General features: G+C 68.4%; 21 protein-coding genes. 3 read left to right on the forward strand and 18 right to left on the reverse strand.

What is annotated here, in order from left to right; genetic code table 11:
• Position 1: 1 nt before the first annotated feature.
• The 12 genes from AC5P53_RS07915 to hisS form a co-directional block, all read right to left on the reverse strand.
• The gene (locus AC5P53_RS07915) at positions 2-1,591 is read right to left on the reverse strand and encodes a calcineurin-like phosphoesterase C-terminal domain-containing protein (RefSeq protein WP_111206152.1); all 1,590 of its coding nucleotides are present in this window, start codon (positions 1,589-1,591) and stop codon (positions 2-4) included.
• 98 nt (positions 1,592-1,689) lie between these two features.
• On the reverse strand, positions 1,690-2,310 hold the full coding sequence (gene hisIE, locus AC5P53_RS07920) for a bifunctional phosphoribosyl-AMP cyclohydrolase/phosphoribosyl-ATP diphosphatase HisIE (RefSeq protein ID WP_014646954.1): 621 nt from the start codon (positions 2,308-2,310) through the stop codon (positions 1,690-1,692).
• Positions 2,300-3,076: an imidazole glycerol phosphate synthase subunit HisF gene (gene hisF, locus AC5P53_RS07925; protein ID WP_014646953.1), complete on the reverse strand. Its 777-nt coding sequence runs from the start codon at positions 3,074-3,076 to the stop codon at positions 2,300-2,302. Before hisF ends, hisIE begins: the two co-directional genes overlap by 11 nt.
• Positions 3,070-3,804 (reverse strand): 1-(5-phosphoribosyl)-5-[(5-phosphoribosylamino)methylideneamino]imidazole-4-carboxamide isomerase, encoded by a 735-nt coding sequence (gene hisA / locus AC5P53_RS07930; RefSeq protein ID WP_014646952.1) that lies wholly within the window; start codon positions 3,802-3,804, stop codon positions 3,070-3,072. The genes hisF and hisA overlap by 7 nt, the downstream gene beginning before the upstream one ends.
• A complete protein-coding gene (hisH, locus tag AC5P53_RS07935) occupies positions 3,801-4,403 on the reverse strand; it encodes an imidazole glycerol phosphate synthase subunit HisH (RefSeq protein WP_241886764.1) in 603 nt (200 codons plus the stop codon). The genes hisA and hisH overlap by 4 nt, the downstream gene beginning before the upstream one ends.
• Positions 4,400-5,473: a bifunctional histidinol-phosphatase/imidazoleglycerol-phosphate dehydratase HisB gene (gene hisB / locus AC5P53_RS07940; protein ID WP_053494372.1), complete on the reverse strand. Its 1,074-nt coding sequence runs from the start codon at positions 5,471-5,473 to the stop codon at positions 4,400-4,402. Before hisB ends, hisH begins: the two co-directional genes overlap by 4 nt.
• Complete coding sequence (gene hisC, locus AC5P53_RS07945) at positions 5,470-6,564, reverse strand: histidinol-phosphate transaminase (RefSeq protein ID WP_069118396.1); 1,095 nt, start codon at positions 6,562-6,564, stop codon at positions 5,470-5,472. Before hisC ends, hisB begins: the two co-directional genes overlap by 4 nt.
• Positions 6,561-7,856, reverse strand: coding sequence for a histidinol dehydrogenase (gene hisD, locus AC5P53_RS07950; RefSeq protein WP_111206149.1), 1,296 nt, complete (start codon positions 7,854-7,856; stop codon positions 6,561-6,563). Before hisD ends, hisC begins: the two co-directional genes overlap by 4 nt.
• Positions 7,853-8,764: an ATP phosphoribosyltransferase gene (gene hisG / locus AC5P53_RS07955; RefSeq protein WP_032957997.1), complete on the reverse strand. Its 912-nt coding sequence runs from the start codon at positions 8,762-8,764 to the stop codon at positions 7,853-7,855. The genes hisD and hisG overlap by 4 nt, the downstream gene beginning before the upstream one ends.
• A gap of 34 nt (positions 8,765-8,798) precedes the next feature.
• Positions 8,799-9,107: a YerC/YecD family TrpR-related protein gene (locus tag AC5P53_RS07960; protein WP_144435278.1), complete on the reverse strand. Its 309-nt coding sequence runs from the start codon at positions 9,105-9,107 to the stop codon at positions 8,799-8,801.
• A gap of 198 nt (positions 9,108-9,305) precedes the next feature.
• On the reverse strand, positions 9,306-9,602 hold the full coding sequence (locus AC5P53_RS07965) for a hypothetical protein (protein ID WP_495227237.1): 297 nt from the start codon (positions 9,600-9,602) through the stop codon (positions 9,306-9,308).
• Entirely contained in the window at positions 9,599-10,996 is a 1,398-nt protein-coding gene (hisS, locus tag AC5P53_RS07970) for a histidine--tRNA ligase (protein WP_032958002.1), read from the reverse strand. The genes AC5P53_RS07965 and hisS overlap by 4 nt, the downstream gene beginning before the upstream one ends.
• Before the next feature lie 127 nt (positions 10,997-11,123).
• On the opposite strand from hisS, the gene AC5P53_RS07975 reads away from it, so the two are divergent.
• Complete coding sequence (locus AC5P53_RS07975; protein WP_010482595.1) at positions 11,124-11,876, forward strand: Crp/Fnr family transcriptional regulator; 753 nt, start codon at positions 11,124-11,126, stop codon at positions 11,874-11,876.
• 102 nt (positions 11,877-11,978) lie between these two features.
• On the opposite strand, the gene thrC is transcribed toward AC5P53_RS07975, so the two are convergent.
• The 3 genes from thrC to thrA are packed head-to-tail and all read right to left on the reverse strand — an operon-like array spanning position 11,979 to position 16,710.
• Positions 11,979-13,265 (reverse strand): threonine synthase, encoded by a 1,287-nt coding sequence (gene thrC, locus AC5P53_RS07980; RefSeq protein ID WP_241886761.1) that lies wholly within the window; start codon positions 13,263-13,265, stop codon positions 11,979-11,981.
• A gap of 29 nt (positions 13,266-13,294) precedes the next feature.
• Entirely contained in the window at positions 13,295-14,209 is a 915-nt protein-coding gene (locus AC5P53_RS07985) for a homoserine kinase (RefSeq protein ID WP_049406512.1), read from the reverse strand.
• Positions 14,206-16,710, reverse strand: a complete 2,505-nt coding sequence (gene thrA, locus AC5P53_RS07990; RefSeq protein WP_241886760.1) for a bifunctional aspartate kinase/homoserine dehydrogenase I — start codon at positions 16,708-16,710, stop codon at positions 14,206-14,208. Before thrA ends, AC5P53_RS07985 begins: the two co-directional genes overlap by 4 nt.
• Positions 16,711-16,737: 27 nt before the next feature.
• Between thrA and AC5P53_RS07995 the strand changes: the two genes are divergently transcribed.
• Positions 16,738-17,058 (forward strand): hypothetical protein, encoded by a 321-nt coding sequence (locus tag AC5P53_RS07995; protein ID WP_164077554.1) that lies wholly within the window; start codon positions 16,738-16,740, stop codon positions 17,056-17,058.
• 9 nt (positions 17,059-17,067) lie between these two features.
• Here the strand turns inward: AC5P53_RS07995 and AC5P53_RS08000 are convergent, their stop codons facing one another.
• Positions 17,068-18,018 (reverse strand): DMT family transporter, encoded by a 951-nt coding sequence (locus tag AC5P53_RS08000; RefSeq protein WP_241886759.1) that lies wholly within the window; start codon positions 18,016-18,018, stop codon positions 17,068-17,070.
• Positions 18,019-18,185: 167 nt separating this feature from the next.
• The gene (locus AC5P53_RS08005) at positions 18,186-18,881 is read right to left on the reverse strand and encodes an AraC family transcriptional regulator (protein ID WP_241886758.1); all 696 of its coding nucleotides are present in this window, start codon (positions 18,879-18,881) and stop codon (positions 18,186-18,188) included.
• Between the two features lie 103 nt (positions 18,882-18,984).
• On the opposite strand from AC5P53_RS08005, the gene AC5P53_RS08010 reads away from it, so the two are divergent.
• The gene (locus tag AC5P53_RS08010; RefSeq protein WP_241886757.1) at positions 18,985-19,791 is read left to right on the forward strand and encodes a DUF6491 family protein; all 807 of its coding nucleotides are present in this window, start codon (positions 18,985-18,987) and stop codon (positions 19,789-19,791) included.
• Here AC5P53_RS08010 and AC5P53_RS08015 read toward each other — a convergent pair.
• Positions 19,788-20,840: a linear amide C-N hydrolase gene (locus tag AC5P53_RS08015; RefSeq protein ID WP_241886756.1), complete on the reverse strand. Its 1,053-nt coding sequence runs from the start codon at positions 20,838-20,840 to the stop codon at positions 19,788-19,790. The two genes, AC5P53_RS08010 and AC5P53_RS08015, sit on opposite strands and share 4 nt — an antisense overlap.
• Positions 20,841-20,891: the final 51 nt, after the last annotated feature.

A 20,891-nucleotide genomic window follows, 5' to 3' on the forward strand; every position in this document is an offset into this window, starting at 1 on the left:
GTCAGGGCTGGGCAGTCTGCAGGCTGTAGCTGGTGGTGGCGGTGAACACTGCGCCATCAGGCTGGGTGGAGCGTACTTCGACCTTATGGCTGCCCACTGCAAGATCGGTCGGCAGCGCGCCACGCCACAGGTGCGGCGACGCAGTGGCCTCGGGCGAACGGTCGTAGCCGCGCAGGCTGCTGGCCAGATCATCGGCCACGTTCTCCACCATCAGGCGCGGGTCGGGCTGGCTGACCTGCTTCATCGGCTGCCAGGCGCCGCCATCGACACGGTACTCGACCACGCTCCGATCCTCGCCCATGTAGACGTTGGCGTAGACACCCCACGCCGGGTAGGCCCCCTGGCGCAGCACCTTCGGCGCGTGCAGGCCGATCTGCTCGCTGGCCGGCCTGCCGGCCACGCGGTACTGCAGGCGATAGCTGCCGTTGCCGGCCACGTCGAGCAATGCATAGCCCTTCGGCGTGCCGTCGCTCATGGTGCTGTCCGGCACGCCAGCGGCATTCTTCACGCCCGACCAGAACGCACCGCAGTTGGCACCGACGTTGTATTCGTGCAGCGGCTTGTCGCCGTTCCAGCCCTCGGCCTTGCCGTGGTAGACGTGCTGCTGGGTGTGGCTGTGGCCGCTGAGCACCAGTACGTTGCGGAAGTCCTTCAGCAGGTCGAACAGGCGCTGGCGGTCAGCATGGCGGAAGGTCTCGCGCCCCGGCGCCGCGTCGAACAGCGGGATGTGCATGCCCAGCACCAGCAGGCGGTCCTTGTGCAGGCCCTTCAGGTAGCTGGCGAGGAAGGCGAACTGGTCTTCGCGCAGGCCGCCGACGTACTTCGGCCTGGCCTTGGGGTCGTACACCACGTCGTCCAGGAACACGAAACTGGCGCCGCCCTCTTCCACCGCGTAGGTGTCCGGGCCGTAGATGTTGCGCCAGCTGTCCAGTGAGTGTTCGTCGCTGGCCGCATCGAAGTCGAGGTCATGGTTGCCCGGCACGTGGAACCACGGCACGCCGAGTTCGGTGGTGACCTTGTTGATCGCCGGGTACAGGGTCAGGTCGTCGTTGACGATGTCGCCCAGGGTGGTGCCCATGCGTGCCCTGGTCTGGCCGACCAGTGGCGCCACGATCGACTGCTGGTAGTAGCCGATGTCCTTCAGGCTGGCGGTCTGCGAATCGGTGAATACCAGCATCTGGAAACCACGACGGCTGTCATGCCGATCCGACTGCAGGGCGAAGTCCCAGTTGCGGGTGACGTCGCTGGTCGCGGCGATGCCGCCGTACTTCAGCGCCGGCGAGCCGTTCGGGCGGTAGTGGCGCCAGAACGAAGGCAGGCCGTCCGCCGCCTTCGGGAAGGCGTAGGCATCGGGCTTGATCACGAATACGGTCTGGCCGTCGCGCACCGGCAGGCTGTAGCTGCCGTCAGCGGCAGTCTTGACGATGGTCTCGCCGTTGGAAACCTGCACCCCGGCCAGGCCCGGATCGGTCGCACCGCGGCCGGGTTTGCCGTCACGCTCCAGATACACCTTGCCGCTGACCACGGTGTCCGCGGCCCAGGCCGGCGAGGTCAGCAACAGGCAGCACAGCCAGGCGGCAGGCAGTTTCATGGGCGGTCCGGGAAAGAAGAAGACCACCTATTGTAGAGCCGAGCCATGCTCGGCTGCATTGCAGAGGTGGGTGCGGACCGTTGGTCCGTACGCCTTCCTCAACGATGGCGTTTTTCCAGTACCGCGCGCGCATCATCCAGCGACAGCCCGCGCGCGCGCAGCAGCACCAGCAGGTGGTACAGCAGGTCCGACGCCTCGCCCAGCAATGCCTCATCATCCTGCGCCACGGCGGCCAATGCGGTCTCCACGCCCTCCTCACCCACCTTCTGCGCGATGCGGCGGATGCCGCCTTCAAACAGGCTGGTGGTGTAGCTGCCGGGAGGGCGCTGCGCGTCACGCATGGCCACCAGCTGGCCCAGCCCACCCAGGAAATCCTTCGGCGCCTGGTCGAAACAGCTCTCGGCACCGGTGTGGCAGGTCGGCCCGGCCGGGCGCGCCATCACCAGCAGCGTATCGGCGTCGCAGTCGACACGGATCGACTGCACCACCAGCACGTTGCCGGACTGCTCGCCCTTGGTCCACAACCGCTGCTTGCTGCGACTGAAAAAAGTCATGTGGCCGATGGCCAGCGTAGCCGCCAGCGATTCGGCGCTGACATAGCCCAGCATCAGCACCTGCAGGGTATCGGCATCCTGCACCACGGCCGGCAGCAGGCCGTCGCCCTTGCCCCAGTCCAGCGCCTGCAGCGCATCCAGCGATGGCCTCACTTCAATAGACATCCCGCACCTCGATCTGCTGTCCGCGCAGGTAGCGCTTCAATTCTGGAATGGCGATGGCGCCGCTGTGGAACACACTGGCCGCCAACGCACCGTCGACGTCGGCCTGGTCGAAGGCGTCGGCGAAGTGCTCCATCGCTCCGGCACCACCGGAGGCAATCAGCGGCACCTGGCACAGCGCCCGCGCCTGCTGCAGCTGCACGACATCGTAGCCACGGCGCACACCGTCGCTGTCCATGCAGTTCAGCACGATCTCACCGGCTCCACGCCGTTGCGCTTCGACGATCCAGTCGAGCGTGCGCAGCGGCACCGCCTGGGTCTTGTCCGGATCGCCGCTGAAACGACGCACCCGCCATTGTCCGTCGGCCTCGCGCACCGAATCGACCCCCACCACAACGCACTGCACGCCGAACTCGTCCGCCAGCTCGGTGATCAGCTCCGGCCGGCCCAGCGCCGGCGAATTGATCGACACCTTGTCGGCACCGGCGAACAGCACGCGGCGCGCGGTTTCCACGCTGTCGATGCCACCGGCCACACAGAACGGAATGTCGATCAGGCGCGCGATGCGCTCGATCCAGGCGACGTCAACCGACCGTGCCTCGGGGCTGGCGCCGATGTCATAGAACACCAGCTCGTCCGCGCCCTGGTCGCGATAGCGCTGTGCCAACTCGGCGATGTCGCCCATGTCGACGTGATCGCGGAAGCGCACGCCCTTGACCACGCGGCCATCGCGCACGTCCAGGCACGGAATGATGCGGCGGCTCAACATGCCAACGCCTCGCTCAGGTCCATGCGCTGCTCCAGCAGCGCCTTGCCGAGGATGGCACCGCCGCAGCCGGCAGCACGCGCCTCGGCCACATCGGCCACGTCACGGATGCCACCGGACGCCTGCACCGCCACACCCGGCAACAGCGCCGACAGGTGCTGGTAGAGGCTGATGTTGGGCCCGGCCAGCATGCCGTCGCGGGCGATGTCGGTGCACAGCAGATGGCGCATGCCGGCGCGCGCGTAGCGCCGGGCCAGGTCATCCAGGGTCACCCCGGCGTTCTCGGTCCATCCGTGCACCGGCAGCTGCCACTGCCCCTGTGCGTCCTGGCGCGCGTCCAGCGCAATCGTGATGCGATCGGCGCCGAATTCCTCCAGCCAGCCGACCACTTCATCGGGACGACGCACCGCCAGCGAACCCACCACCACGCGGCCGGCGCCAGCGTCGAGGATGCGCGCCACATCGTCGCGGCCGCGCACGCCACCGCCGGTCTGCACCTGCAGCGGGGTCTGCGCACGAATGGATGCCAACAGCGGCGCCAGCGTGTAGCCACCGGCCCGTGCGGCATCCAGGTCGACCAGATGCATCCACTGCGCGCCCTGCGCGGCGAAGGCCTGCGCCCGCGGCAGAGGGTCATCCCCATAGGAGGTTTCCTGCGCGTAGTCGCCCTGGCGCAGCCGCACCACGCGGCCGTCGCGGATATCCAGCGCGGGGTAGACGATGAAACTCATGCAGCAGTGCCCTCGAGGAAGTTGCGCAGCATCAGCGAGCCGGTCTCGCCGGAGCGCTCGGGATGGAACTGTGCGCCGTAGTAGCGCCCCTGCTCCACCACGGCGGTGAACAGGCCACCGTGGTCGCAGGCAGCGACGGTGTGGGTATTGAGCGGCGCCGCATAGCTGTGCACGAAGTAGGCGCTGGCGCGTTCCGGCACGTCCTGCAGCAACAGCGATTCGCGCAGCGGCAGCAGGCGGTTCCAGCCCATGTGCGGCACGCGGATGCCACAGGCCGGCACCAGCTTGCGTACCACGCCCGGAATCAGTCCCAGTGTCTCTACGCCCGCTTCCTCGGAGCGTTCGAACAGCAGCTGCATGCCAAGGCAGATGCCCATCAACGGCACCTCCAGTCGCTGCAGCGGTTCCACCAGGCCCTGAGCGTGCAGGCGCTGCATGCCGGGACCGGCGGCGCCGACGCCGGGCAGGATCACCCGCCGCGCACCAACCAGGCCGTCCGCATCGCGCACCAGCCGCACCGTCGCGCCCAGGCGCTCCAGTGCGTAGCGCACCGAGCCCAGGTTGGCGCCACCGGCATCGATCAGCGCAACATCGCTCACAACGCCCCCTTGGTACTCGGCAGTGCCGTGCCCTGCCGGGCCAGCGCCGGACGCAGCGCGCGCGCCAGCGCCTTGAAGCAGGCCTCCACCTTGTGGTGATCATTGTCGCCGCGCACCTGCAGGTTGAGGTTCAAACCGCTGGCATCGCACAGCGAACGGAAGAAGTGCGGCACCAGCTCGGTCGGCATATCGCCCACGCGCTCGCGCTTGAACTCGCCCTCGAACACGAAATAGGGACGGCCGCTGAAGTCCAGCGCAGCGCTGGCCAGGGTCTCGTCCATGGGCAGGGTGAAGCCGTAACGGCCAATGCCGCGCTTGTCGCCCAACGCCTCGCGCAGGGCCTGGCCCAGGGCCAGCCCGGTGTCCTCGATGGTGTGGTGCTCGTCGATGTGCAGGTCACCCTCGGCCTGGATGTCCAGCGCGAAGCCGCCGTGCTTGCCGATCTGCTCCAGCATGTGGTCGAAGAACGGCAGGCCGGTGGCAATGCGTGCATCGCCCGCGCGGTCCAGGTCCAGCTCAACGCGGATCTTCGTTTCTTTGGTGTTGCGCTGGACAACGGCGGTGCGCGGCGCGTCGGCCAGCGCATGGGCGATTCCCGGCCAGTCCCACTGCCCACCAAACTGCGCGGTGCGCAGCTGGAAACCACGGATGTTGAGGTTGGCGGCAAACTGCAGGTCGGTGATCCGGTCACCGACCATGCCCGAGCGTGCCCAGTCGATGCTGCGGTCCTGCAGGTAGGCGGTCATCAGGCCGATGCCCGGCTTGCGGGTCGGCGCATTGTCCTGCGGCCAGCTGGAATCGATCAGCACGTCACGGAAGGTGATGCCCTGGCTCTCGAAGATCTGCAGCATCAGGTCGTTGGGGCCATCGAAGCTGGCGCGCGGGTAGCTGTCGCTGCCGAGGCCGTCCTGGTTGGTGACGATCACGAACTGGTAGCCGGCATCACGCAGCTTCAGCAGCGCCGGGATCACCTGCGGCACGAAGCGCAGCTTTTCGTAGGCGTCGATCTGGAAGTCGGACGGCTCCTCGATGAGGGTACCGTCGCGGTCAATGAACAGGATCGGGGTCATGCTGCGGCCCTCCGCGCCGACAGGGCCGCAAGCACGCGGTCATTCTCTTCGGGGCTGCCGATGCTGATGCGCAGCGCATCACCCAGCTGCGGCGCAGCGCGCTGGTCGCGCACCACCACGCCCGCAGCCAGCAGCGTATCGAACGCGGACTGGGGATCGGCGAAGCGGACCAGCAGGTAGTTGCCGGCCGAGGCATACACCCGGCACACGCCGGGCAGGCCGGCCAGGGCTGCACGCAGGCGCTCGCGCTCGGCGATCACCGTGGTCACGCGCTCGGCGGTGCGCGCCAGCGCGGCCGGCTGCAGTGCCTGCACGGCCAGTTCCGCGCACGGCGTCGGCACCGGGTACGGCGCCTGGCAGCGACGCAGCAGGGCAATCAGCTCCGGGGCAGCGATCAGCGTGCCAACGCGGGCGGCCGCGAGCGCGTGCGCCTTCGACAGCGTGCGCAGCACCGCCAGATTGGCGTGCGCGGCCAGCAACGTGGTCGCCGACGGCCGTTGTGCATACTCGACATAGGCCTCGTCCACCACGACCAGCGCCTGCCCGCGCAGCGCAACCGCCACGCGCTCGACCTCATCCAGGGCGATGTCACTGCCGGCCGGGTTCGACGGCGCACACAGGAACACCAGCTTGGCACCCTGCGCCTTGGCCGCGTCGATCACCGCATCCAGATCGGTGCGCAGTCCATCCTCGCTGTCCACCAGCGGCACTTCAATCAAGGCGGCACCCTGCAGGCGTGCGCAGACGGCGTACATGCCAAACACCGGCGGCGTGACCAGCACGCCATCGCGACCCGGCACGCACAGCGCGCGCACCAGCAGATCAATGGCTTCGTCGCTGCCGCGACCGATCAGCAGCTGCTGTGGCGTCACGCCGTACAGCGCCGCCAGTCCCTCGCGCAGCGCGAGCGGCTGCGGCTCCGGATAGCGCCGGCTGCTGCCTGCGGGATCGGCCGCATTGGCCCAGGCCGACTCATTGGCATTCAACCAGACCTCGCCCTGCACCGCCGCGCTGCGTGCCGAGCTGTAGCCGGCGAAGGCCTGCAGGTCCGGGCGCACCAGTGCCAGCACCTCATCGATCGCCGCGCTCATGCCGCCACCTCCATGCGCAACGCAACGGCACGCTCGTGCGCATCCAGGCCTTCGGCACGGGCGATGATGCGCGCGCAGCCGCCGATCGCGGCCAGGCCGGCGGCGCTGGCGCTCTGCACGCTGATCAGGTTCTGGAAGCTGGCAACGCTCACGCCGCTGTAGGCACGCGCGGCACCGGCGGTGGGCAATACGTGGTTGGTGCCGCTGCAGTAGTCACCCAGTGCTTCGGGGGTGTAATCGCCCAGGAACACCGAGCCGGCCGCCTGCACCTTGTCCAGCCATGCGCGCGGATCACGCAGGGCCAGGATCAGGTGCTCTGGTGCATAGCGGTTGCTGATCGCGAACGCCTCGGCCAACGCATCGACCAGGATCAGCCGAGACGCCGACAAGGCCTGCCGTGTGATCTGCTGGCGCGGCAGCAGGGCGACCTGGCGCTCCACCTCGGCTTCGACCGCGGCCAGCATCGCCGCATCTTCGGTCAGCAGCAGCACCTGCGAATCCGGGCCGTGCTCGGCCTGCGACAGCAGGTCGGCGGCGACGAACGCCGGATTGGCGCCAGCATCGGCAATCACCAGCACCTCCGAAGGACCGGCAGGCATGTCGATGGCGGCGGCGCCGTCCTGTGCGACCTGCTGCTTGGCTTCGGTAACGAAGCTGTTGCCCGGCCCGAACAGCTTGTCGCAGGCCGGAATGCTGGCCGTGCCATAGGCCATCGCCGCGATCGCCTGCGCGCCGCCCAGCTTGAACACGCGCTGCACGCCGGTCAGGCGGGCGGCTACCAGCACTGCCGGATCGGCACTGCCGTCGGCGCGCGGCGGGGTGCACAGCACCACCTGCGGGCAACCGGCCAGCTGCGCCGGAACGCCCAGCATCAACGCGGTGGACGGCAACGGCGCGCTGCCAGCCGGTACGTACAGGCCCACCCGGCCGATCGGGCGCAGCATGCGTTCGCAGACCACGCCCGGCGCGGTTTCAACTGCATAGCCTTTGCCCATGCCAGCGGCGTGGAAGCGCGCAATGCGTTCGGCGGCGTCCACCATCGCCTGTCGCAGTTCGGCGGGCACGGCGGCTTCGGCAGCGGCGAATTCGGCTTCGGAAACTTCAAACGAGGCCAGCTCGACGCCATCGAAACGCGCCGTAATCGCACGCAGCGCATCGTCGCCCTGTGCACGCACCTGCGCGATCAGGGCCGCTACGGCATCGCGGGTCTGCTGCGCCACAGCCTGCACCGGGCGGGTCAATGCCGCGCTGCGCGCGGCCTCATCAAGTCGGGACCAGATCAGACGGTTCATGCCAGCGATCGCTCCACGCTCAGTACCATCAGGCCCTGCGCGCCCGCGCGCTCGAGTTCTTCCATGCGCTGCCAGCTCAGCGGGCCGGGGCACATGGTCTGCAGGCGCAGCGCGCCACCATCGGCCGGCAGCCGCACCAGCGGCTCGGCATCGGCCAGCAGCTGCGCCAGCGCGTCGACGCGATCTTCGCTGGCACGGAACATCAGCAGCTTGCGGTCCTGGCGCTGCACCACGCCGTCGAGGCGGCGCAGCAGCATCGCGCGCAGCGATGCACGTGCGTCATCCGGCACGCGCATCGCACCAGCCAGCACCGCCTCGCTGTCGAGCAGGTTGTGTACCGGGGTCAACTGGTTGGCACGCAGCGTGGCGCCGCTGGAGACCAGATCGCAGATCAGGTCGGCGGTACCCAGGCGCGGGGCGATTTCCACCGACCCGGACAGCTCGACCACCTGCGCGTCCACGCCCTGCTCCGCCAGCCACTGCTTGAGGATGGCCGGGTAGCTGGTGGCGATGCGGGTGCCGGCCAGCTGCGCCGGACCCTGCCACTGCCATTCCTCGGGCACCGCCAGCATCAGCCGGCACTGGCCGAAGCCCAGCCCGCGCAGCGCCTGGTAGGCGTCCGGCAGGCCGATCTGGCGACGCGCTGCGGCCTGCTCGTCCAGTTCATTGCGACCGACGATGCCGAGGTCGCAGACGCCATCGGCGATCAGGCCGGGGATGTCGTCGTCGCGCACCAGCAACAGGTCCACCGGCAGCGATTCGCCGTAGCAGAACAGCTTGTCGCGGCTTTCGCGCCAGCTCAGACCACAGGCGCTGAGCAGGTTGCGGGCGGGCTCGGCCAGCCGGCCACTCTTCTGGATGGCGATACGCAGCCGGTCTCGTGCCGGCGCTGCCTGGGTTGCACTCATGGGGGAGGTCTCGAAGTTCGGAACGGGGCGCGGATCAGCGCGAAGCAAGGCGGTCGATGGCGGCGGCATAGCCTCGATGGCCATGCTCGAGCGTGCGTGCCACACGTCCGGTGGTGGTCACGCTGACGCCGGTGCGCTCGTGGATCTCGCGGTACGGCACGCCCTGCTGCAGCAGCGGCACCACCTTCCAGCGGTCGGCCATGGCCTCCAGCTCGGCCGGGGTGCACAGGTCGCGCAGGAATGCCTCGACCTGCTCCGGCTGGCGCAGCGCGGCAAAGGCCCGGGCCAGGGCTTCCAGGTCGGCCTTCGGGTCTTTGGCGGCAATCTCGGGGCGGGCTTTCACGGGGTCGGGTCCATGCATCAATGTAATAGCGCGTTAGTACATTAGCGCATTCTTGCGCAGTGCGTCAAATCGGAGCCTCATGGGGTCAGATCCGTTTTCCAAAGGAAAACGGATCTGACCCCTGGACCGGATGCCGGAAATGCAGAACGCCCACCAAAGGGCGGGCGTTCTGCTTTCAAATCAACAACCTGGCTCGACTCAGGGCAGGCAACGCACCTCCGCCTGCAGCGTCCCGCGCCGCAGGCACTCCCCGAACAGACTGCCCTGCCGGCTCGGCAGGAACTGGATGTTCTGCAACGCCCCTGCACCCGCCGGGCACGTCCGCGAGGCCAGGGCCCGCAGGTCGCCCTCAAGCTGCGCGCGGTCGATCACGTGACAGCGATCAACCTGCAGCCGGTACTGCGCCGGGCCCAGCCGATCACTGCGCAGCACCGGGTCACTCTGGCAGCCCGCCAACAGGAGCACGGTGAGTACCCCTGCGACGGCCGGCTTCACACCATCGCCCTGGACTGCTCCAGCTCCACCAGCAGGGTGCTGGCCAGCTCGTCGCGCGACACTTCGAACTGCTGTTCACGCAGCAGGTCCTTCACCGCCACCACGCCGCGCGCGAGCTCGTCTTCACCGGCCAGCACCACGAAGCGGATGCCGGCCTTGGCCGCGTACTGGAACTGCTTGCCGATCTTCTTCGGCTCCATCTGCACTTCGGTATTGATGCCACCGGCGCGCAGGCGGCGCGCGATGTCCAGCGACTGCGGCATGCCCTGCTCGTCCATCAGCGCCACCAGCGCCTGCACGCTGCTGGCTTCGATGCCGTCGATCAGGCCCGCCTCGCGCAGCTGCCAGAACAGGCGCGACAGGCCGATGGAGATACCCACGCCCGGCAGCTTCGACTTGCTGTAGTGGCTGGCCAGGTCTTCGTAACGGCCGCCCGAACAGATCGAGCCGATCTGCGGGTGGTCGGTCAGCGTGGTCTCGTAGACGGTGCCGGTGTAATAGTCCAGGCCGCGCGCAATGGAGAAGTTCAGGCAGTATGCGGTTTCCGGCACGCCCAGCGCCTGCACCAGCTGCAGCACTTCGCGCAGTTCGGCGACGCCGGTACGCAGGATCTCCGAAGAACCGGCGTCGGCTTCCAGCGTGGCCAGCTGCGCCAGCGCATCGGCATGGCCCTGCGAACGCACAGCGACGAAGGCCAGGATCTTCTCGACCTGTTCTGCCGGGATGTTGAAGCCCTCGCCCACCAGCGTCTCGCGAACGTAATCGGCGCCACGCTTGTCCAGCTTGTCCACTTCGCGCAGCACCGCCAGCTGGCGCTCGCCTTCAGCCACGCCCAGGCTCTCGAAGAAGCCGCGCATCAGCTTGCGGTTGTTCAGCTGGATGCTGAAGTCACCGATGCGCAGTTCCGAGAACACCGCATGGATGACCGCCAGCACTTCAGCGTCGTACCGCACGCTCAGGCTGTCCTTGCCGATCACGTCGATGTCGCACTGGTAGAACTCGCGGAAACGACCGCGCTGGGCACGCTCGCCGCGGTACACGCGCTGCATCTGGTAACGGCGGAACGGGAAGGTCAGTTCGTGTTCGTGCTCGGCCACGTAGCGTGCCAGCGGCACGGTCAGGTCGAAGCGCAGCGCCATTTCCGGCAGCGAACGGTCGCCCGACTCGGCCGCGTTGGCCAGCGCGCCGGTGGACTGCACGAAATACACCTGGCGCTCGGTCTCACCACCGGACTTGGTCAGCAGCACGTCGGACAGCTCGAACACCGGCGTCTCCACCGGCAGGAACCCGAAGCGCTCGTAGTTGCGGCGGATGACGTCCAGCATGCGCTGGAACGCAATCTGCTCGCGCGGCAGCAGCTCAAGGGTGCCGGGCGGGGTACGGGGCTTGATCACGGGCGGAACTCCTGCTGGAACGGGACGTGGGAGGGGGCAACATTCTAGCGCCCCCGCCTCCGGCAGGGTCGAACGGCCGCTTGAAGTATCATAAGGCCCTCCCCGCCCGCGATACGCCCCCCGCAACATGTCACGGCCTTCCGGCGCTCCGCCCGCCACCAACGATCCCGCCTCGCCGTCCTGCACCACGCTGGACTGCCTGCACTGCTCGGTTCGGCACCTTGCGGTGTGCTCGGCGCTGTCGCCAGACGAAGTGCAGGCGCTGGAACAGGTCACCGTCTCGCAGCAGGTCAGCATGGGCAGCACGCTGGCCCGCACCGGCGAAGAGCGCGACCATGTCTATACATTGACCGCCGGCGCACTGCGCCTGGTGCGCACCCTGGCCGACGGCCGGCGCCAGATCAACGGTTTCGTGCTGCCCGGCGACTACCTGGGCCTGAGCGGCAGCGACCACCATCGCTACGACATCGAGGCCATCGCCGACAGCCGCGTGTGCCGTGTCGCGCTGCCACAGATGAAGGCCCTGCGCAGCCGCTTCCCGCACCTGGAGCGCAAGCTGCTGCAGCGCGCCTGCCAGGAACTGGATGCCGCACAGGATGCTGCGCTGGCGCTGGCACGCCTGCAGCCGGCCGAGAAGCTGGCCGATTTCCTGCTGCGCCTGGCCGCGCGCGAGGCCAAGCTGGGGGGCGACGGCCTGCGCGTGTCGCTGCCGATGGGCCGCGGCGATATCGCCGACCATCTGGGCCTGACCATGGAAACGGTCAGCCGCACCTTCACCAAGCTACGCCAGCAGGGGCTGATCGCCCTGCCCCACCTGAACGTGGTGGAGATCCTCGACGAGGATGGTCTGCGCACGCTGGCCGGTGAAGGGTTGATCTGACCGTATCGCGGTTGGTTGGGTTGCCGGCCAGCGGCCGGCACTACCGGACGGATGCAACACGGGTAGTGCCGGCCGCTGGCCGGCAACCACCTCCATCTGCGATCAACGCAGCAACACCTCGCGCAAGGCCGCGTAATCTGCCGCCAATGGTTCGGCGCGCGCTGGTCGCTGCAGCAAGGCATCCAGCGCAGGTGGCACCGCCACCGTTTCGCCGATCAGCGGCTCGACCACAGCCTCGAACTTGGCTGGATGCGCCGTAGCCACCGCCGCCCAGTCGCCCTTGGCACCGCGCGCGCGCAGATCCTGCAGCACCTTCACCGCCGTCGCCGTGTGCGGGCAGAACAGCTCGCCGCGGCTGGCATGCGCTGCGGCAATCGTCGCGCGGATGGTCACGTCATCCACCGCGAACGCGCGGAAAGCTGCACGCAGTTCTGCGTCGTCGCCGTGGTAGAGCCAGCGCAGTCGCTCGAAGTTGCTCGGCGCACCCACGTCCATTGCATTGGCCACCGTCGCCACACTGGCCTGCGGCTGGTAGTCGCCACCATTGAAGTACGCCGGCAGCACGGCATTGGCATTGGTGGCCAGCACGACCTGGCCGATCGGCACGCCCAGCGCGCGCGCCAGCACGGCCGCCATCGCGTTGCCCAGATTGCCGGTCGGCACCACCAGGTTGAGCCGGCGACGATGCGCGGCGTAGTGGGTCAACGCTGCATGCGCGTAGTAGCTCATCTGCGGCAGCAGTCGGCCCAGGCTGATGCTGTTGGCCGAGCTCAACGGCACCTGCGCCTGCAGTTCGCGGTCGGCCAGCGCCTGCTTGACCATCGCCTGGCAATCGTCGAATGCGCCCGTCACGCGCAGGGCCTGGATGTTGTCGCCGAAACAACCGAGCTGATGCGCCTGGCGCGGAGACACGCGGCCCTCCGGATACAGCACCACCACGCGCACGCCCGGCTGGCGATGGAAGGCCGCCGCAACGGCGGCACCCGTATCGCCGGACGTGGCGACGACGATCGTCAGATCGCGATCCTTGCCGACCTGCAGCCGCGACAGCGTACCGGCCAGGAAGCGCGCGCCGATATCCTTGAATGCCGCCGTCGGCCCATGGAACAGCTCCAGCACATGGTCACCCTCGCCGAGCGCACGCAGCGGCACCGGGAAGTCGAACGCTTCGCGGCAGATCCCCGGAAGCGCAGTCTCGAGTGCATCGCCCGCGAAGAACGGTGCCAGCAGATCGGCGGCGGTATCGGCCAGGGTCGCCCCGGCCTGCAGCTCGCGCGCGGCCGGCAGATGCGCGGGAACATACAGCCCGCCATCGGGCGCCAATCCGGCGGCGATCGCGGCGCTGAGGCCAACGGCGGGAGACTGGCCGCGGGTCGAAACAAATTGCATGGGATCGTTATCCAGAGAAGGGGAAGGATTCAGCACAGCCGGGCTCCCGGCGCATCCAGCGGCGATACCCAGGCGTCACTGTCGAAGCCGGCCGCAGCGAACGCTGCCTGCACCGGCGCCACGGCGGCACGGGCCTGGTCAGCATCCTCGAACCAAGCGAACACACTGGGTCCGGCACCGGAGATGCCCGCGCCCATTGCATGGGCCGACAGCGCTGCATCACGGGCGGCCTCGAAGCCGGCAATCAATCCGGCCCGTCGCGGTTCGACCAGCACATCGCGCAGCCCCGCGCGTACCAGCGTCGCATCACTGCGATGGCAACCACTGAGCACCAGCGCGAGGTTCGCGCTCTGGGCCACGAACTCGCCCAGCGCATAGCTGCCCTGCAGGGCCTGGCGGGCACGGCGCGTTTCCAGCACCGCGTGCGGATGCACCAGCAGGCTGTGCCAGCTGGCAGGCACCGGGACCGGCAACAGGCGATCGGCCGTACACAGCGCCAGGCCACCCAGCAGCAGCGGGCCGACGTTGTCACCGTGACGGCCACCACTGGCCACCGCCTCACCATCCAGCGCGTAGGGGTACAGCGCCTCGCGCGGCAACGGGGCCTGCAGCAGCGCATTGGCGGCGACCAGCGCCGCGACACTCGACGCTGCCGAACCGCCCATGCCGGAACCGAACGGGATGCCCTTGTCGATCTCGACTGCGAAACCGAAATCCAGGCCCAGGCCTTCGCGCAGCGACATCAGCGCAGCCCCGGCGGTGTTGCCGGCGGCGTCCAGTGGCAGCGCGACAGCACTGCCACGGATCGCATCGATCCGCACCGCCGGCTCGTCGATGCGGCGCACGCTCACGGTATCGCCGATACCGGCAATGGCATGGCCGAGAATGTCAAAGCCCACTGCCACGTTGGCCACCGAGGCAGGCGCGAACGCACGTGCGATCACAGCCGCGCTCCTTCACCGGCGGCGACCCGCAGCAGGTCCGCGAACACACCCGCTGCCGTCACCTCCGGACCCGCACCCGGCCCCTGCACCACCAACGGGTTGTCGCAGTAGCGACGGGTGCGGAACTGCACCACGTTGTCGGTCAGCCGCAGGTTGGCGAAGGCATGATCGGCCGGCAGTTCCTGCAGCCCCACCGAGGCGCCGTCGGCACCCAGCCGTGCCACATAGCGCAGCACCGCACCACGCGCCCGCGCATCCTGCAGGCGTTGCAGCAGGCTGGCGTCGGACTCGCCCAGCCGCGCCATGAAGTCATCCACGCTGCCCTCGCGCAGCAGCGCCGGCACCAGGCTTTCCACTTCCACCTGCTCAAGACTGAGCGCGTGGCCGGCTTCGCGGGCCAGGATCACCAGCTTGCGCGCCACGTCCACGCCCGAAAGATCGTCACGCGGGTCCGGCTCGGTGTAGCCCATCGACCGCGCCTGCGCGACCAGCTGCGAGAATGGCTGGCTGCCATCGAAGCGGTTGAACAGCCAGGCCAGCGTGCCGGAGAAGATGCCTTCGATGGCCAGCACCTCGTCACCGGTATCGACCAGGTCACGCAGCGTGGTGATCACCGGCAGGCCCGCGCCCACCGTGGCCTCGTAGCGGAAACGCGCACCACTGGCCGCCGCCGCGGCGCGGATGCGCTGGTAGCGCGGCAGCGGCCCGGCGCCGGCCTGTTTGTTCGGGGTGACCAAGTGGATGCCGGCTGCCAGCCAGCCCTCATAGCGCTCGGCCACCTCGGCACTGCCACTGCAGTCGATCACCACCGCATGCGGCAGGTGCGCGGCCAGCAGGTGTTCGGTGAAGCGATCCAGATCGCTGGGCTCACCCGCCTGCTGAAGGGCTTCGCGCCAGTCGGCATGCAGCCCATCCGCATCCAGCCGCATGCGCGAACGCGAGGCCAGTGCGCGCAGGCGCAGGTCGACATTGGCCTTGGCCAGCAACTGCGGGCGCGCGGCCAGCAGCTGGTCCAGCAGCGCGGCACCGACGTTGCCAGGCCCGATCACACCCACCGCGAAGGTCTGCGGCGACAGCCAGAAGCCGGCATGCGCGGCGCGCAGGGCGCGGGTGGCATCGGCACTGTCCACCGCCACCGAAATGTTGCGCTCGGACGAGCCCTGCGCGATTGCCAGGATGTTCACCTGTGCGCGGCCCAGCGCCTCGAACAGGCGTGCCGCCACGCCGGGTTGGCCGGCCATGCCGTCGCCCACCGCCGCCAGAACGCTGACGCCCTCGCTGACCTGCACGCGCTGCACCTGGCCCACCGACAGCTCATGCGCAAACGCATGCAGCAGCGCCTCGCGGCCACGTGCAGCTTCGGCGGCGCGCACCACGCAGCAGATCGAATGTTCCGACGAACCCTGCGAGATCATCACCACCGACACCTGCGCCTGGCGCAGGGCAGCGAATACGCGCTCTGCAGTGCCTGGCACGCCGATCAGGCCGGTGCCTTCCAGGTTCAACAGGGCCAGGCCCGGGCTCAGGGTCAGGCCCTTTACCGGCCCACGCGGCGAGCGCTCGGCACTGATGCGCGTACCCGGATGCGCCGGTTGGAACGTATTGCGGATGAAGATCGGCAGGCCCAGGCGGATCGCCGGCGACATCGTCTGCGGGTGCACCACTTTGGCGCCGAAGTAAGCCAGTTCGCAGGCCTCGTCGTAGCTGAGCGATTCGAGCTGCACGGCTTCGGGTACCAGCCGCGGGTCGGCTGACAGCACGCCGTCGACGTCGGTCCAGATGTGCAGTTCATCGGCGTTGAACAGCGCGGCGAAGACCGCGCCGGAGTAGTCACTGCCGTTGCGGCCCAGGGTGGTGATGCGGTCATCACGGTCACGCGCGACGAAACCGGTGGCGACCAGGCGCGGCTGAGGATGTTGAAGGCGCCATTGCGCGAGGCGGTCGGCGCTGGCTTCCCAGTCGACATCGACGCCCAGCTCGCCATGCCCGACCACCAGCACATCGCGCGCATCGAGCACCGCACAGTCTTCGCCCAAGGCACGCAGGTGGGTGCCAAGCAGCTGCGCGGAGAACACTTCGCCCAGGCCCTGCACGCGGTCCAGCACCTCGCGCGGCAGCTCGCCGATCACCGCCAGCGCCGCCAGCACTTCGGCCAGCTGATCGAAGCGGGCGTCGATCCATTCGACCGTCTCGCCGACCTGCTCGCCCAGCAGCGCCACGGCGGCGCCACGGTGGCGCGCGCGCAGGGCATGCCAGGCCTCGCGCCAACCCTGGTCACCCTTTGCCGCCAGCTGCGCCAGATCGATCAGCGCGTCGGTGACCCCCTTCATCGCCGAGACGACAGTGACCTGCAGCGACTCAGGACGGGCCAGCAGCAGGCCGGCAACATGGCGATAGCGTTCGGCATCGGCCACCGAGGTGCCGCCGAACTTGTGCACGACAGTGGACGGTGCAGCCAGATCGGCCGGGGCAACGGGATGGGCGGGGGCGTGGGAAGACATGCAGACCTCGTTAGGAGGCCCCGTCGCATGCAGGTGTCGAGTTTCCCCGTCACCTGGATGGTGCGGGGCCGTGGTTTTCGGGAGTTACACGAAGACGACGGGCCGCACCAGGGCAGTGGTGACGGTGGTGGTGGTAATGGTGGTGGTGGCGACCGGCGCAGTCGGACGGCCCGCAATGGCGGGGGCGATCAGGCTGGCGTGGGCGGCATCAAGGACCATGACGCACAGAAAACACTGTGCGCCGGTCCGCTGTCAAGTGCTGCGATGCAAAAAATCATTGCGGCGATCATCGGCCAACGTGCCGGCATTTGGTTGCATCTGAGACCAAGCCGACATCAGCACGCTTGACGCCCACATTCAGCCTGCATGTTCGGCGATCGCCCGTGGCGAGCGATGGGCATGCGCGCACAGCATCACGCCGGCCACCAGGAACACGATCGCCAGCGCCTCCAGCAGCGAGGGCCAGCGCTGCTGCCAGGCGAAGGCATACGCCAGCGCGAACAGCGTCTCGAACACGATCATCTGCCCGGTCAGGGTCAATGGCAGCAGGCGGCTGGCACGGTTCCAGAACGCGTTGCCGAGGATCGAGGCCACCACTGCCACGCCGGCGCTGATCGCCCAGAAGCCACTCCACTGCGCCGCGGTGTGGGTACCGCTGTGGCCGATGAAGGCCATCGGCACCAGCAGCAGGGCCAGGCCGCCAGTGGTGACGCCGGTCAGCAACGACCAGTCGTGGCTGGACAGGTCCGGCCGGCGCGCCAGCCAACGACTGTTGCCGATCGAGTACAGCGCCCACGAGAACAGCGCACCGAACGCACAGAGCAGGCCAATCAGGCGCTGCCGCCACGGTGTTGCGAGGTGTTCGGACATCAATGCTTCCCAGCCCACCAGCGCCACGCCGAGCACGCACAGGCCCAGCGCCGGCAGCAGCTGCTTCAACGGCACCGCGCCCTGCTCGCGCACGCCAACCAAAGTGACCACCACCGGAATCAGGCCGACAATCAATGACGCCGCCGCGCCACCGGCCCACTGCACCGCCGTGGCCAGCAGCAGGAAGTACACCAGGTTGCCGGCCAGGCTCAGCCACAGCAGCCCGAACCATTCGGCGCGGCCCAGCCGCGGTGCCAGCCGCTTCCAGCGCGGCAGCAGCAGAGCGATGGCAATCAGGCCATAGACCAGGTAGCGACCGGCGGACAGTTGCAGGGCATTGAACGACTGCAGCACGGCGGGCGCGAGAAAGACCACGCCCCACAGCGCGCCAGCGGCAACGCCATTGGCGATGCCCAGGGCCATCGGGTTGTTGCGCATTCGGGTTCTTCGGGGGAAGAGAACGGGCCGCGCAGTGTAAGCGCTGGCCAGCGGGCGCTCTTGACCGAGGCTATTGCCTTGTCATCTCTGTAGAGCCGAGCCAATGCTCGGCTGCGATTGGCCGCTGTGCAGATAAGGGCAGCCGAGCGTGGGCTCGGCTCTACAAATCAGATGCCGCCCCTGCGCCAGGCGGCCGGCGTCTGCCCGCACTCACGACGCAGCGCACGGGTCAGTGCACTCTGCTCGGAATAGCCTGCCGCCAGCGCGATATCGCTGATCGGCGCCGCACTGGTACGCAGCTGGTGCTTGGCCCAACGCAACCGGCTTGCACTGAGCCAGGCCTGCGGGCTCAGCCCGAACTCCCGCTGGAACAGCGCATGCAACCGGCTTTCGCTGACACCGACGAAGGCGGCCATGCGTGCTACCGGCCACGCCTGGCCCGGATCAACCTGCACCGCCGCGCACAGGCCCTGCAGGCGCGCACCACTGCCCGCCGGTGCGAACACCTGGAGCAGCTGCGGCAACAGGGCCGGCAGTGCCTGGCCCTCACACACCTGCGCCAGGCGCTGTCGCAGCGCCAGTGGCAGATGCAGCCAGCGCTGGCGGCACAGGTGTTCCTGGGTACCGTCATCGAGCACACCCGGGGGGCAGTCGACGATCACGAAAGCATTCGGGCCATCGGCCATCTGGTCGTGTGCTTCGCCAGCCGCGACGAAGGCCCCCTGCAGCAGGTCCAGGCGACCACCGCGGCCTTGCATCTCGAACTGCAGTTCGCCCTGCAGCGGCAGCACCCACTGCGCGTAGTCATGACGGTCCAGGCCGGTGGCCTGGCCGTAGTGCCGCAGGTGGAAGATCGCGCCCATATGACGAGTGTGCGCGTGCTGGCATTTCCCTGCAACGCGGCCCCGGCACCGGCCATGCTATGTTCCAGCCAGTTACAGACGCAGGGATGGCAGGATGAACAGCATGATCCGATTGCTTCCGCTGGCACTGGCCAGCGCCTTACCCCTGGCCGCCCTGGCCCAGGCGCCATCCGCGCCATCGGCCGCCGAGCGCATCGCACCTGCACCGCACTGCCTGGACGCACGTGACGTACGCCAGGTCGAGCAGGAGACACCGACCGCCATCGCGGTCCGTGATGGCAGGGGCCAGGCCTTCCGCATCGACTTCAGCGCAGCCTGCCCGGGTGTCAACGAAGCCAGCGCACTGCGGCTGGAGGCGCCTTCGGGCTGGGCCTGCGGCCGCCCCAGTGAACAGGTGATGGTGGATGGCCGCCGCTGCGGCGTCGGCAGTGTCACCCCCATCGACAACCGGGAGTTCGCCAGCACCGCTCGCCAGAGCAGCCGCCTGTACGCGGCCACCCTGCCGCCGGTGAACGTGACCGCCACAGGCAAGCCCAGCCGTGGCGGCAGCAGCCCGCGCCATACCTTCCAGGCCTCGCCAGCGTTCTGCTTCGCCACCCGCCATGTGCGCAGCTGGAACGAGGATCCGCAAGGCGTGGTGGTGGAGACCAATCCGCGCCGCAATGGCGGCAATCGCTACTACCGCGTCGAACTGGCCGGCAGCTGCTCGATCCTGGCCGGGGCGACCTCGGTGGAATTCCAGTCCGGTTTCCAGAACGGCCTGATCTGTGGCAATCCGGGCGATCGCATCGTGGAGACGTCGTCCGGAATCCCCGGCGACATGCGCGCCAGCACGCCGCGCTTCGCCCGCCCGGGCTGCAGCGTGCTGGCGGTCTATCCGAAGGACGCGCCGGACCAGGCCTCGCGCTAGCCGTCCACGCCGAGGAAGGCGAACGGTGCACTGGGTACGAAGTGACCCAATGCATCGCCGGCGAACGTGTTGCGCTGGTCCTTGCCAAGGTCGAGCTTGAGCACCTGGCCGCCGAAATCGACCTTGTTCAGATCGATCCAGAAGGTGTTGGGGGTCAGCGCCGATTCGAAGAAGTACAACCGCCGCTTGTGGTCGGCCACCGTGCGCCAGCGCGTCGATGAGATGTTCGGCTCGCCCGGCGTGGTGATGCCATACGGCACCGACGCATTGCGGATCACGCTGAACACGCTGGCCAGCGCTTCCACCGGGTCCTCGGCCTTGGGAATGGCATTGATGTAGAACGACGCACGCGCGAAGCGGTCGGACGAGCGGTTGGTACCTGGCAGCATCACCGTGCCACCGATCTGCTGCCAGTAGCTGTTGAGTGCCAGCTGCTGCTCGAAGATCGGCGAGTTGGTCATCACCTGGTAGCGCCGGTCATGGTGGATCACCTGGCGCCCCCCGATGTACTCGACGATGGCACTGTCGCCGCTCGCGTCGGACAGCGACAGATGCAGCGTTGCCTGGCGGTCCTCGCCCGGCACCTTGTCGGTGACGATCGAGTACGGCTCGCGCTTCAGCGCCGCCACTGCCTCATCCACGGTCGCGAAATTGTCCAGCACATACTGCGCCCACAGCGAGATCGCCAGTCCCGGCTTGTTGCCGCGCTGCTGCGGATACTCCGATTCGACCAGCCACAGCAGGTTGGCCACCAGGCCCTTCTCGTTCATGCCATCGGTGGTCGACACGTCGTAGCCGGTGGCCACCACCGAACCATAGCGCGCTGTCCAGGCCAGCGACTTCGGTCCGGCCTGGCCGGTGCGCGCGATGCCGCGCGGCAGCACATAGAGGTTGGTCGCCACGTCGACCTTCCAGTCCATCGAGCGTGCGGTGATCACATCACCGTTGTCACCCAGGTACACCGCGCGCGTGCAGGCCAGCGCCGGTACCACCGCAGCGGCCAGTGCGACCGCCAGCATTGCCCTGCCCGTCCACTTCATCCGTACCATGTCGTTGTGCTCCTTTCCCCGTGAACCCCGGATCTGACCGCACGCAGGGTG

The organism is Stenotrophomonas sp. YJH_SMC_82, assembly GCF_059368875.1.